The organism is Sulfitobacter alexandrii (assembly GCF_001886735.1).
GTDB lineage: Bacteria > Pseudomonadota > Alphaproteobacteria > Rhodobacterales > Rhodobacteraceae > Sulfitobacter > Sulfitobacter alexandrii.
This window is the reverse complement of sequence record NZ_CP018076.1, coordinates 2,635,248-2,648,323: the sequence shown is the minus strand read 5'-3', so window position 1 is coordinate 2,648,323 and position 13,076 is coordinate 2,635,248. Positions and strand designations below refer to the sequence as shown.

The window sequence follows — 13,076 nt, the reverse complement described above, 5'->3', positions numbered from 1 at the left end:
CTTTGTTCATCCCCGAAGGGCGCTGATTTGGCAAGGGGGCGAGACCTTGTTTCGCATCTTCCTGTCCGGCGGAAGCCTTGCGCGAATTGTGCTTGACGGTTGCCCGGCCGCCGGAAAATGTCGCGCAGGGGCGGCATGCGCAGAGGACGTGTGATGGAGAAGGAAGTTTTCGCCGAGCGCTTGGCGCAATCCATGGCAGGCAGCGCGGAAAGCATTCTGCGCTACGCGGAAAAGCCCCCCGGACGGGGCGTGACGGCGCAGCGCCGGGCGCTGGCGGACTGGCTGGCCACCTTCGATGCAGAAGGGCGCGAGAGGCTTCTTCAGCTTGTCGGAGAAGGGGTTCATGCCGGCGTCTTCGGCACGCTCTGCGTTCTGGATCACGTCCGCGCCGTGGAAGATGCGGAGGAAAGAGGCACCTTTACGCTCAGCCATACCTCGCCTGCGGGCGAAACCGTCGTGCTGAACCCCGACAGCGGCGAGATGCTTCACGACCTGTACAATCACTTCAGTCGACAAAGCGCGACGTGAGCCGCATGAGACAGCCGCCGCCGGCCGGCCTCGCACCCGACACGCTGGAGCTGCTGGGGCGCGTCCTCGATGCGCGGCTGCCCGCGCCCTACCGGAAGTGGCTGGCGGAACACAACGGCGAAATGCCCGAGAACCGGCGGATTACCTTTGTCGAGGGCGGGCGTGAGACGGACACGGTTCTGCATTACCTCTACGCCGTGAACGCGGCTGAGGATTACAACGACCTCTGGGCCTACAACCGCGATTACGGGGCGGAACTGCGCCCTTGGTACATCGCCATCGGGGGCGATGTCTTCGGCAATCCGATCCTGCTGGCGGTGAAGGGGCCGGATCATGGCAAGGTCTTTTTCAGCAACCACGAAAATCCCTTCGACGATGGGCTGCATGTCATCGCCGACAGTTTCGATGCCTTCCTCGCCGGGCTGGGCGCGGGGGAACCGTGAAGGTCACCTATTTCTACGCGACGCCTGACGACCTGCGCGGCGTGCTGACGGCGGTGGAGTCGATCGCAGCGCTAGGCTACGCGGTGCATCCCGACCGCAGCGCCGCGCGGGTCGAGACCTATGACCGGGCCACCGACATTCCCGATCTGCTGTCCCTTTTTCCGGGGTACTTCGTGCAGGAGCTGTACCTCCTGCCGCCCGGGACAGCGGTGGCGGCGGTACCCTTTGAGCATGTCACCGGCATCCGCTACCGCCTGACCCCGCGCGAGGTGAGCTCGGCGGTCATCATGCAGTTGGGCGGGGAGCACCCCGACGGGGCGCTGATCCGGTCTCGGTTCTGGCAGCATGGTTCGGATGCAATGGTCCAGCGGATCGGCCGGACGCTGCGCCAACAAATGCGGCGAGACTTTCAGGATGTCGGCGAGGCGAAGGTGGGACGGCAGGCAATGGCGCAGCTGCGTGAAGGGCGCAGACTGACCTTTGACGCAAAGGCCCCGCCAGAGGGCTATCTGCGCGCAGGCTGAGACGCAGGCGCGGGATGCGCGCTCAGAACCCGACCCGCCATTTCGGCTTGTCCGACGCCGCCGGGGTGATCTGGGCGAGGCCGGAGGCTTCCATCAGCCGCGCGGCTTCTTCCGCCAGCAGGCGTTCCTCGGCTTCGCCCTTCACCGGGATGCGGCCCATCTCGAGGAACAGGGGCGCCGCCAGCGGCGTGACACGGGACAGCCGGCGGTGGTCGATGCGGCCGTTTATCCGCGCCAGCATTTCCTCGATCCGCCCGAAATCCACCAGCCCGCGCAGGGCTTCCTCGCGGGTGATCTGCAGCATCAGGTGGTCCGGGTCGTAGCGCATCAGCGTGTCGTAAAGGATATCGGAAGAGAATGTCGCCTGCCGGCCCGACTTGCGCGCGGAGGGGGTGTTCCGCTCGATCAGGCCGGCAATGGTGGCGGAGGCGCGAAAGGTGCGTTTCATCACCGCGTTTCCGGCAAGCCAGGTTTCCAGCCCTTCGTAAAGCGCGCCGGGGTCGAACAGTGGCGCGGGATCCTCCACCGCGTCGAGGCCCCAGATCAGCGTGGCATAATCCGTGGCGACGAACCCCATCGGATGCAGGCCCAGTTCCTCCATTCGCTTGGTCAGAAGCAGGCCCAGTGTCTGCATCCCGTTGCGACCCGCAAAGCCGTAGACAACCGTCTGTTCGCGCCCGTCGTGCGGAAAGCTTTCGATCAGCAGCCGGCCCGGCTGCGGCAATTCGCTGACCTCGCGTTGAAGGTGCAGCCATTCGGCGGTGTGGCGCGGCAGGTCGGGCCAACCTTCCTGCGTGAACATCTCCTGCACGCGGGCGGAAAGCTGGGTCGACGTGGCGAACTTGGTGCCCATGAAGGTGGCGATCCTGGGCTTTCGCGCGGCATCCCGGCTGACCTCCACCGTCATCTCGCGCAGGCCCTCGTACTTGACGATCTGACCGCCGATCAGGAACGTGTCGCCCGGTGTCAGCGTGGCGGCGAAGCCCTCTTCGATTTCGCCGAGGGGCTGGCCGCCGCGGTTCCGTTTCATCCTGACCTTGAGCGTGTCGGTGTCCTGTATCGTGCCGATGTTCATGCGGATCCGCTGTGCGCTGCGGGGGTCGCGCAGCTGCCACATGCCGTCAGGGCGTTGCAGCAGCCGTTGCCAGCGGTCGTAGGCGCGCAGGGCATAGCCGCCGGTGGCGCAGAACGCGAGGCAGGCGTCGAAATCGGGCCGGGAGAGGGCGGCATAGGCCCCGGCGGAGGTGACCTCGGCATAGAGCGCGTCAGCGTCGAAGGGCCCGGCGCAGGCGGTAATCAGGATGTGCTGGCACAGCACGTCGCGGGGGCCGGGCCCGCGCGGGTCGCCGTCGAGTTCGCCGGCCAGTACCGCGTCCAGGGCCGCGACACATTCCACCACCTCGAAGCGGTTGGCAGGCACCAGCAACGCCTTGGAAGGCGCGTTGTAGCGGTGGTTGGCGCGGCCGATCCGCTGCACCAGCCGCTTGACGTTCTTGGGCGCGCCGATCTGGATCACCAGATCCACGTCACCCCAGTCGATCCCGAGGTCCAGGCTGCCGGTGCAGACGATGGCGCGCAGGTCGCCCCGGACCATCGCGGCCTCGACCCGCTGGCGCTGTTCGCGGTCAAGACTGCCGTGGTGGATCCCGATGGGCAGGCTGTATTCGTTGGCCAGCCAGAGGTTGTGAAAGAAGATCTCGGCCTGTGCGCGGGTGTTGTGGAAGATCAGCGTGGTGTTGTGCTGCCGCACCTGATCGAGCACCGCCGGGATGGCATAGGCGGCGCCGCCGCCCGACCATGGCGGTGCCTCCTCGGTGCGCAGCATCCGGATGTCCGGGGCGGGGCCGGGGTCGGCCAGCAGGATTTCGCAGGGGTCGGGGTGGCGGGCCATCAGGTGGGCGATGGCGGCGGGGTCCTCTACCGTGGCGGACAGGCCCACGCGCCTGAGGTCCGGGCACAGGGTTTGCAGGCGCGCGAGCGCCAGCATCAACTGGTCGCCCCGCTTGCTTTCGGCCAGTGCGTGGATTTCGTCGATCACCACACGTTTGAGGCCGCGGAACATGCGGTGCGCGTCGTCGTAGCTGGTGAGCAGCGCAAGGCTTTCGGGGGTGGTGAGGAAGATGTGCGGCGGGTCGGCGCGCTGGCGCTTGCGGCGGCTGGCGGATGTATCGCCGGTGCGTTCGTCGATCGTGATGGGCAGGCGCATCTCCTCCACCGGTGCGGTCAGGTTGCGCTTGATGTCCGCCGCCAGCGCCTTGAGCGGCGAGATGTAGAGCGTGTGCATGCCTTCGTGTTGCCCGTCGGCGAGGTCGATCAGGGTGGGCAGGAAACCCGACAATGTCTTGCCCCCGCCGGTGGGCGCGATCAGCAGCAGGGCGGGGTCATCCGCCCGGTCCAGCATGGCCTGCTGGTGCGGATGGATGGACCAGCCGCGGGTGGCGAACCAGTCCTTGAACTTGGGGGGCAGGGGGCGCATGGAGCGCAAGCTAGCATGGGATGGACCGGGGGCCAGCCCCCGGACCCCCGGAGTATTTGACGCATAAAGAAGGGGCGGGGGGTGTGATGGTCCTGCCGCCTATTTCACGATCTTCTCGTCCTTGACGAACATGTTGGCCCAGGCCCGGTCGATCAGTTCGGGTGACATCTGGTAGGGGATGCCTTCGAATTCGCAGATGGCGATCATCTGGTCGATGAGGAAGATCGGCTGGTAGTTCGCGTAGACATTGTTGATCGTCGGGTATTTGACCTTGAGCAGGTGAACCAGCGTCGCCTCGTCTAGGGGCATGCCGCGTTTCTTGGCCACCATGGCGAAGATCTTGAGAAAGTTCTGCTGGTTCGGCCCGTCGATCTTGATCTTGAAGAAGATACGGCGCAGCGCGGCCTGGTCGAAGATCTCGTTCGGGTGGAAGTTGGTGGAAAAGATCACCAGCGTGTCGAAGGGCACTTCGAATTTCTCGCCCGACTGCAGGGCGAGGATGTCCTTGCTTTCCTCCAGCGGCACGATCCAGCGGTTGACGATGCTCTGCGGCGGCTCCTTCTGGCGGCCGAGGTCGTCGACGATGAAGATGCCGCCGGTCGATTTAAGCTGCAGCGGCGCCTGATAGGTGCGCGCGGTGGGGTTGTAGACCAGATCGAGCATGTCGAGAGAAAGCTCGCCCCCGGTAATGACGGTCGGGCGTTCGCAGCAGACATAGCGGGTGTCGTAGCGCGTGATCCGGCGCAACGAGGTCGGGTCCTGCACTTCCTCCTGCGCCTTGGAATGCACGATGGGGTCGTAGACCGTGATGACCTGGCTGGCGTATTCGATGGCGCGGGGGACATAGACCTTGTCCCCCAGCGCGTCGCGGATGCCGTTGGAGATGGAGGATTTGCCGTTGCCGGGCGGGCCGTACATCAGGATCGACCGGCCCGCGCTGACGGCGGGGCCGAGATGATCGAGCAGGCTGTCGGGAAGCACGAGGTGACCCATCGCGCCGGTCAGCTGCGCGCGGGTGATCTGCAGGTTGCGCACCGACTGGCGTTTCACCTGCTCGCTGTAGACCTCCAGCGGCACCGGCATCGGACCGAAGTATTCCGACTGGGCCAATGCGTCCAGCGCGCGGGCCTTGCCCGCATCGGTCAACTGGTAGCCCATCTCGTTGCCGTTCTGGGCGTTCAGCGTTCCCGTCGCTTCCAGCAGGCGCTGGCTGCGGGCCATGTCCACGAGTTCCTGCGTTACCGGGATCGGCAGGCAGACCGCGGCGGCCAGTTCGCTGACCAGATCCACGTTCTTGCGGAAGATCGTCTTGAGCAGGATATCCCGCATCATGACGATGGGAAGTTTCATGTCTTCGAGCCGCTTAGGCGGCGGGGGGGCCATGACGGCTGTGCTTTGCATGTTCATGGGCGCGGCTCCTCTGAAGCGGGGCGTTGTCTGCTCTGGCGGACGCTACTGCGCGATTATGGCGTTATTCAGGCGCCATGAAGGGCACCCAGGATCAGATAGATGGCCAAAGCAGGGCCGAGCGCCAGGCCCATCGGGAACTTGCGCGTCTGTTCCCAGCTCACCCAGTCGGGCGCCATCTGCCGCAGGGGCGAATACTTGGCCCCCTTGTGGGCAACCACGGCCGCCAGCAGGATCACCATGAAGAGCGTCATCACCAGGCGCAGATCGCCGAGCGCGATGTAGGGTGCCGCCGCGGCCGCGAATTTCGCGTCCCCCGCACCCAGCGCCCCGGCGGCATTCAGCACGATCCCCACCACGAGGACGATGCCCAGCGCCGCGAGGCGCCACAGGTAGGTGTCGAACGTCATGAGAAAGGGGCCCATCACGACGAAGACCAGTGCCAGCAGGACCACGGCCTTGTTGGTGATCTTCATCAGCGCCATGTCCGTATAGGCGACATAGAGGCAGATCGGCAGGACAAGAGGCAGGAACCACAGGGCCTGCGTGGCGCTGATCGCCACGGGCCTATCCTTCGAGTGCGCGCAGCGAGCGCACGGCGGCCTCGAAATGCTGCGGATGCGTGTCGATCGCCTCCTGCAGGAGGCCCTTGCCGATCTCCACGTCCCCCTTCTTGATCGCTGACAGCGCCATGGTGTGCAGCAGCTGCGCGCGTTCCGTCTGGTCCATCGGGATCACCGGCAGCGTGTAGTCGCGCTGCGCGGCGCGGGCCAGGATCAGGTTGTTCTTGGCGGTGAAAAGGGTGGTGTCCTGGCGGATGGATTCCGAGAAGAGGCGCTCGGCCTCGGCATAGTCGCCGCGGGTGAGCTTGGAGTAGCCCCAGTTGTTCATCACCGCGCCCGGCGTGGTCGTCAGGCCCACGGCGATCTCGTAGAAGCTGTCGGCCTTCTTCCATTCCTGCTTGCTGTCCGCGACGAGTGCTTCCAGGCGGTACCGCTTGAAAGTCTCGTGGGTGGGGGGCACGCCGTCCAGCACGGTTTCGGCCTTGGCCCAGTCGCCGGCACGGATCAGCGCATCCGCGTATTCCACGCTGTCGTCGCTGGTGGCGCCCTTCATCTTGGTCACTTTCGACCAGGCGACGGCGCCTTCCGTCACCCGCTTCGCGCGGATCAGCGAGGATGCGAGCCCGCGCTGGTGGCCGATGTCGTCGGGCTTCTCGGCGGCGGAGCGGGCGAAATAGGTCACCGCCTCGTTCGGGTCCGCGACCGTCAGCATGACGTCCGACAGGTTGGATTCATCGACCACGTTGACGTCCTTGAAGGCACGTTCGACGGTGGCGTTCGCATCTTTCTCACCGCAGCCTGCAACAGCGGCGACGCCTGCGATGCAGGCGGCCAAAAGAATAGGGTGGCGCATGTTTTGCGTCCTTTTCTGCTCTACCTCGATGCCGGTGTCGTCAGAGGGGGGCTGTAATCAGGTAATTGCCGCCACCCCGGCGCACCAACTTATAATCGTTGTCGTCAAGCGCAACGTTATCAGAATTTTGCGATTTGGCGAGGGCCAAGCGAAGATTGTCGCGGATTGCGTCACTTTGGCCATTGTCGAGCGCGTAGGCCTTCTTGAAAATTTGTTCTGCCTCGACCGTCTTGCCGCGCTCCATCAGCACCACGCCGAGGTTGTTCCAGACTTCGGGCTGGCTGTTGTCTTCCTTCACGGCGCGGCGCAGAAGCGTTTCCGCCTGGCCGAGCCGCCCCAGCCCGAGGTTGGCGGAGCCGAGGCCCGACAGCACCTCGGCATCGAGCCCGTGATCCAGCGCGGCGCGGTTGAACGACTTGATCGCCAGTTCGAATTGCCCGGCGGCGATCAGGCGGTGGCCGACCTCGAGCCCGTCAACCGCCTCGGCCCGCTGGTCGACCCCCGGGGCATAGACCCGGTCGGTATCGGACGCGGAAAAGCCGCCCGGTGAACAGGCGGCCAGTCCGATCATCGTCGTCAGGGCGAGAACGCGGCCAGAACCGCGTCCGCATCGTGATGTCATTATTCCGCCAGTCCGCCCATGTTGCCCAGTTGCGTGATGCCGTGCACCGATGGACCCACGAGGATGATCAGCAGCGGCGGCACCGTGAGCATCATTGTGGCAAGGGTCATCTTGGTTGGCAACTTGTTTGCGGCTTCCTCGGCGCGCATCACGCGCTTGTCGCGCATCTCGCCCGCGTAGACACGCAGCGCGTCCGAGATCGATGTGCCGAAGGCGGCGGACTGGACCAGCACCGTCACGAAGGACGACACGTCCTGCACGCCGCAGCGTTCGCCCATGTCGTTGAGGACGGTGATCTTGTCCTTGCCCGCCTTCATCTCGTAGGCGACGATCTGGAATTCCTCGGCCAGGGCGCGGTAGGACGCGCGCAGCTCGGCGCTGACGCGGACGATGCACTGGTCCAGCGACTGACCTGCCTCGACGCAGACCAGCATCATGTCCAGCGCATCGGGAAAGCCGCGGGTGATCTCTTCCTTGCGGGCCTCCACCCGGCGGGTGACCCAGTACTTCGGAAGGAAGTAACCGATCGCGCCGGGCAGCAGGGTGTAGATCATCGTCTTTTGCGTGCTCATGCCTTCGCCACCCCCCAGCACGCCGGTGTAGAGGATACCTGCCGCCATGCCGAGCAGGCCCAGCGTCATCTGGGCAAAGTAGAAAATGCGTACCGCGTCGCGGGACTGGTAGCCCGCCTGGCGCAGCATCAGTTGCTTGGCGGAAAGTTCGTTCACGTCCTCCGGTTCGAGGAACTTGGCGAACTTCTGCAACTGCGCGTTCTGGTCGGCCTGCCGCAGGCGCGCGCCCGGTTCGGTCTTGCCGGGGTTGGCCGCCGCGCGCTTGAGCTTGGTAAGCGGGTCTTCGGGTTGGCGCATGTAGGCGATGAGCACGCTCGCCACCATGACGAACCCCAGCGCGCCCACGATGATAATCAACCCCATCGGGCCAAGGATCCGGGTGATCTGATCGTTGATCTGAAGCAGGAAATCCATGTCGGCGCCTTATACCTTGATGTCGGTGAGAACGCGCATCACGAAGAGGTTCAGCGCGAGGAAGATGCCCACGAGGAAGCAGGCCGGGATGAACAGGGCGTGGTCGCGCACTTCGTCGTAGTAGTGCGGATCGCTCACGTTGATGACGATCAGCGCGACGATGGGGAAGGCGGAGAGGAACTTGCCCGACCATTTCGCCTCTGCCGTGATCGCCTTGACCCGGCGGAACAGGCGGAAACGGGCCCGGATCACCTTGGCGAGGCCAGCGAGGATCTCGGCCAGGTTACCGCCTGACTGCTGCTGGATCGTCACGGCCACGGCGAGGAAGCGCAAATCCTGCATGTCCAGACGTTCGGCCATGTCCTTGAGCGCCTCGCCCACGTCACGGCCATAGGCGGATTCATCCGCGATCACCCCGAATTCCGAGGCGAGCGGATCCTGAATCTCCTTCGAGACGATGGAAATCGCGTTGGAGAACGGGTGCCCCACCCGCAGCGAGCGGACCATCAATTCGACCGCATCGGGAAGCTGCTCTTCGATCATGCCCATGCGCTTGTTCGCCTTGGCCGAGATCCAGAAGTAGACACCGCCGACGCCGATGCCGACGGAAAGAAGCGCCCGTACCGGCGCGTCCGTTTCGGTTCCGACCGTCAGCGCCATGAACGCCGCGGCGGACACGCCGCCCATGATCATCAGCAACTGCTTGGGCGTGAAGGCGATCGCGGCCTTCTGCGCCTTGATGGACAGCAGCGAGTAGAGCGGAATGGTCTTGGCATCCATGTGCTGCTGCATTTCCTTGCGCAGCTTGTCCAGCACCTCCTCGCGGCGGGTGCCTTTCTCCAGCATCTCGAGCCGCCTGTTGACCCGGCTGTTGAGGCTGATGGATTTGCCAAAGGCCACGAGGTACAGGCCCTCGACCAGCACCAGCACGCCGATGAAGATCAGGCCATAGATAATCGGTTCGGCACTCATTGCACTTGTTCCTTGATGGGCAGACGCATCTGTTCTGGCACGGCCTTACTGAGCCGCGATGGGTTCGTAGATTGAGGACGGCAGGTCGTAGCCCCACATGCGGAACCTTTCCGCGAAGTGGCTGCGCACGCCGGTGGCCGTGAAGTGGCCGATGATCTTGTTGTCGGGTGTCAGGCCCACCCGCTGATAGCGAAAGATCTCCTGCATGGAGATCACGTCCCCTTCCATGCCGGTGATCTCGGTGATCGAGGTCATCCGGCGCGAGCCGTCCTGAAGGCGCGAGGCCTGCACGATCAGGTTCACGGCCGAGGAGATCTGGGACCGCACGGCCTTGAGCGGCATCTCGATCCCCGCCATGGCGATCATGTTTTCGAGGCGGCTGACTCCGTCGCGGGCGGAGTTGGCGTGGATCGTGGTCATCGATCCGTCGTGGCCGGTGTTCATGGCCTGAAGCATGTCGATGACTTCCTCGCCGCGGGTCTCGCCCACGATGATGCGGTCGGGCCGCATCCGCAGCGCGTTCTTCAGGCAGTCGCGGGGCGACACCTCGCCCTTGCCCTCGACGTTGGCGGGGCGGCTTTCCATGCGCCCCACGTGGGTCTGCTGAAGCTGAAGTTCCGCGGTATCCTCGATGGTAAGGATGCGTTCGGCGTTATCGATGAAGGATGACAGCGCGTTCAGTGTCGTCGTCTTGCCCGACCCCGTACCGCCCGACACGATGATGTTCAGCCGGGTCGCCACGGCGGCCTGAAGATAGGCCGCCATTTCCTCGGTGAAGGCGCCGAACCTGACGAGGTCGTCGATGCCCAGCTTGTCCTTCTTGAACTTGCGGATCGATACGAGGCTGCCGTCGACCGCGATGGGCGGCACCATGGCGTTGAAGCGCGACCCGTCCTGCAAACGGGCGTCCACGTAGGGGTTGGATTCGTCCACCCGGCGTCCCACCGCGCTCACGATCTTGTCGATGATCCGCAACAGGTGCTTTTCATCCTTGAAGGTGATGTCCGTCAGTTCCAGACGGCCGTCGCGTTCGACGAAGATCTGCTGCGGCCCGTTCACGAGGATGTCGTTGACCGAATCGTCCTTGAGCAGCGTCTCGAGCGGGCCGAGACCGGTCACCTCGTCGAAAAGCTCCGAGTTCAGTGTCATCCGGTCTTCGCGGTTCAGGACGATGCTCTTTTCCGCCAGGATCTCGGCCGAGATGGCGTTGATCTCCTGGCGCAGGTCGGCCTCGGTCGCGTGTTCGAGCGCCGCGAGGTTCAGGTTGTCCAGCAGTGCGCGGTGCAGCTCCAGCTTGATCTCGCCCATGCGCTGCTTGCGCTTCACATCCTTGTCTACCGGCGCGGGCGCCGCCGGTTTCACGGCCTTGCGCACGACGGTCTTGGCCGGCTGCGCCGAGGGCGGAGGGGCCAGATCGACAACGGCGGCCTCCTTGCGGGCCGGGGCGGCGTCAGGCGTTTTCTTGTACTTCGAAAACATGGCTGTTCTCTTTCGCTACTGGATCAGGCGGCTTCGGCTTGGTCGCCCTTGAGGTCATGGATGGAGGCCGCGAGTTTCGCGATCTCACGGCGCAGGGGGCTCTTCGGGGCCGAATTGGCGAGCGGCAGGCCATGGTCGTTGGCCTGCGTAATCGGTTTGCCCCCGTCGGGCAGTTGCAGGTCGATGGAAATGCTCAGTGATTCCGCCATCCGCTTCACTCGGCTCTTTGCGCTCAGGTCGGTGAATTTCGGCGCGCGGTTCAGCACGTAGCGCAATTTCTCGACCGGCAGGTCTTCGGATTGCAACGCACGCTTGAACCGCAGCGTGTTCTGCGCCGACCGCATGTCGAGTTCCATGAGCGCGAAATAGACATGCGCCTGGTTGAGCACGGTCTCCGACCACTGGACCAAGGTCGACGGCATGTCGATCACGACATAGTCGAACTGGCTGCGCGCGATGGTGAGCACGCGTTCGATGTCCTCGGCGCTGAGAAGATCGAGGGGCAGCATGTCCGTGGGCGCCGTCAGCACGTTCAACCGATCCTCGTAGGTGAGCATGGCTTGTCCGAAGATTTCCTCGTCCATGCTCTCGGTGTCGGACAGCATTTCATAGACTGCCTCGCGGCGCGGCAGGTCGAGGAAGGTCGCGACGGACCCGTATTGCAGGTCGAGATCCAGAAGGCAGACCGACGGCGGCGCCTTCTTGTCCGCGGTGGCAAGTTCCCACGCAAGGTTGACGGCCATCGTGGTGCTGCCGACCCCGCCGGCAACCCCGTGCACGACGATCACCGCGCCGTTCTTGTTGGTGCCCGCACGCAGCTGCGGCCCGTTGCTTTCGGCCGGTTGCGGCGCCGTCTGTTCCTCCTGCCGGATCCGCGAGATCGCCTGCGCGAGTTCGCCCTCGGGCAGGGGGTAGGGGACGAATTCGTCGGCGCCCTGACGCAGCAGCGAATGCAGCGCGGCGGGCGTGACATCTTCGGCAATCAGGATGACGCGCACGTCATGCGCCTTGGCCTGGCTGATGATCTCGGACATCAGCGCCAGGTTTTCCTCGTCCTCCTGATCCATCGCGAGCGCGATGAACTCCATCGCGGAGGCTTCGGGCTGGTTGAAGAACGCGAGTGCCTCGGCAAAACCGAGATCACCCCAGCTTTCGCCCATGATCTCTTCCATGTCCTCGATCAAAAGATCGAAGTTCTGCACGTCACGGCTGACGGTGCAGGCGACAATAGGCGCGGTTTCCGGTTGCGGCATTACACTACTCATGGCCTTGTTCCTCTGATCACCAGGGCGTGGCCGGCCGAGCTGCTGCTTGTTCCGAGTGCAGTTTGGCCCCGCGCGGTCGCCCATGTCCGGCGTTTTGCACGGACACATTCGTCGTATCGCAGGAAATATCGCCTGAGACTTGGGCGAGATTGGGGCCAAAACGGACAGATTGTTGGGTTTGTTGAAACGATCAGGCGCTGTCGCGCCGATTGATCAGCCGGTTCCGCGGGGTGGGGCGGGCGGCGCGATGGGGGCCGACGGCCCCCAATGCAAGCGTTATTGGCCGCCGACCACGGAGGTCAGCGTGTCGCTGAGCTGCGTGGGTGGCACGGCGCTGGCCACGTAGTCGCGGTAGATGATCTGTGCATATTTGCCGTCCAGCACGGTCGGATGGCGTTGCACGAAACCGCTCACCTCGGTGACGGTGCGGCGATTCTTGCGTTCGCGGCCCTGGGTCACGATCAGCGGCTGCGTCTCGCCGAACGACACGACCGCCTCGAGCCTGCTGCGGCTGATGCCCAGGGTGGACAGATAGCCGACCACGGCGTTGGCCCGGCGCAGGCCCAGTGCCTTGTTGTAGGCGTTCGAGCCGACGGCATCCGTGTGGCCATAGACGCGGAAACGGATCTCGGGGAACTGGCGGATCCAGTCGGCCTGCTGGCGCAGGACCGCCTGCGCGGTGCCGTCCAGTTGGGCGGAGTTGAAGTCGAAGGTGACCACCGAGGTCACCTCGGCCGCAAAGCGGTTGGCCAGATCGAGGGTGTACTGACGCTCTCCGGTCATCACCAGCCGGTTGTTCAGCGTCGCGTTGCCGAAATAGCCGGTATCGACGAGGGATCCCGCCTCCCGGTAGAATTGGGTGTAGACGGGATCGGAGCTTGGGGCGCATCCCAGAAGGGCGGCCAGACCTGCCGAAGCAGTGGTGAGCTTGAGTTTCATGGCCAGCCTCGGTGTCATC

The 13,076-nt window shown here is 64.5% G+C and carries 13 protein-coding genes; 3 read left to right on the top strand and 10 right to left on the bottom strand.

Translation table 11 applies throughout. The features are described from left to right. Positions 1-153 precede the first annotated feature (153 nt). The 3 genes from BOO69_RS13020 to BOO69_RS13010 are packed head-to-tail and all read left to right on the top strand — an operon-like array spanning position 154 to position 1,495. A complete protein-coding gene (locus tag BOO69_RS13020; protein ID WP_071972550.1) occupies positions 154-528 on the top strand; it encodes a hypothetical protein in 375 nt (124 codons plus the stop codon). A gap of 5 nt (positions 529-533) precedes the next feature. Next, on the top strand, positions 534-971 hold the full coding sequence (locus BOO69_RS13015; protein ID WP_071972549.1) for an SMI1/KNR4 family protein: 438 nt from the start codon (positions 534-536) through the stop codon (positions 969-971). Beyond that, entirely contained in the window at positions 968-1,495 is a 528-nt protein-coding gene (locus BOO69_RS13010; protein WP_071972548.1) for a hypothetical protein, read from the top strand. Before BOO69_RS13015 ends, BOO69_RS13010 begins: the two co-directional genes overlap by 4 nt. A gap of 22 nt (positions 1,496-1,517) precedes the next feature. Here BOO69_RS13010 and BOO69_RS13005 read toward each other — a convergent pair whose 3' ends face one another. From BOO69_RS13005 to BOO69_RS12960, 10 genes are all read right to left on the bottom strand, one after another. Further along, positions 1,518-3,971 carry a ligase-associated DNA damage response DEXH box helicase gene (locus BOO69_RS13005; RefSeq protein WP_071972547.1) on the bottom strand — a complete coding sequence of 818 codons (2,454 nt, stop codon included), beginning with the start codon at positions 3,969-3,971 and terminating at the stop codon, positions 1,518-1,520. 99 nt (positions 3,972-4,070) lie between these two features. Beyond that, entirely contained in the window at positions 4,071-5,378 is a 1,308-nt protein-coding gene (locus tag BOO69_RS13000; protein ID WP_071972546.1) for a P-loop NTPase family protein, read from the bottom strand. Positions 5,379-5,446: 68 nt separating this feature from the next. After that, positions 5,447-5,941 carry a prepilin peptidase gene (locus BOO69_RS12995; protein ID WP_071972545.1) on the bottom strand — a complete coding sequence of 165 codons (495 nt, stop codon included), beginning with the start codon at positions 5,939-5,941 and terminating at the stop codon, positions 5,447-5,449. A 4-nt stretch (positions 5,942-5,945) separates the two neighbouring features. Beyond that, a complete protein-coding gene (locus BOO69_RS12990) occupies positions 5,946-6,794 on the bottom strand; it encodes a tetratricopeptide repeat protein (RefSeq protein WP_071972544.1) in 849 nt (282 codons plus the stop codon). A gap of 40 nt (positions 6,795-6,834) precedes the next feature. Then, positions 6,835-7,416, bottom strand: coding sequence for a tetratricopeptide repeat protein (locus BOO69_RS12985; protein WP_172839537.1), 582 nt, complete (start codon positions 7,414-7,416; stop codon positions 6,835-6,837). After that, the gene (locus tag BOO69_RS12980; RefSeq protein WP_172839536.1) at positions 7,416-8,402 is read right to left on the bottom strand and encodes a type II secretion system F family protein; all 987 of its coding nucleotides are present in this window, start codon (positions 8,400-8,402) and stop codon (positions 7,416-7,418) included. The genes BOO69_RS12985 and BOO69_RS12980 overlap by 1 nt, the downstream gene beginning before the upstream one ends. Positions 8,403-8,411: 9 nt before the next feature. Further along, positions 8,412-9,374, bottom strand: a complete 963-nt coding sequence (locus BOO69_RS12975; RefSeq protein WP_071972543.1) for a type II secretion system F family protein — start codon at positions 9,372-9,374, stop codon at positions 8,412-8,414. A gap of 45 nt (positions 9,375-9,419) precedes the next feature. Continuing rightward, complete coding sequence (locus BOO69_RS12970) at positions 9,420-10,853, bottom strand: CpaF family protein (RefSeq protein WP_071972542.1); 1,434 nt, start codon at positions 10,851-10,853, stop codon at positions 9,420-9,422. A 23-nt stretch (positions 10,854-10,876) separates the two neighbouring features. Then, complete coding sequence (locus tag BOO69_RS12965) at positions 10,877-12,118, bottom strand: CpaE/TadZ family protein (RefSeq protein WP_071972541.1); 1,242 nt, start codon at positions 12,116-12,118, stop codon at positions 10,877-10,879. A gap of 276 nt (positions 12,119-12,394) precedes the next feature. After that, the gene (locus tag BOO69_RS12960; protein WP_083545518.1) at positions 12,395-13,075 is read right to left on the bottom strand and encodes an OmpA family protein; all 681 of its coding nucleotides are present in this window, start codon (positions 13,073-13,075) and stop codon (positions 12,395-12,397) included. Between the last annotated feature and the right edge of the window lies 1 nt (position 13,076).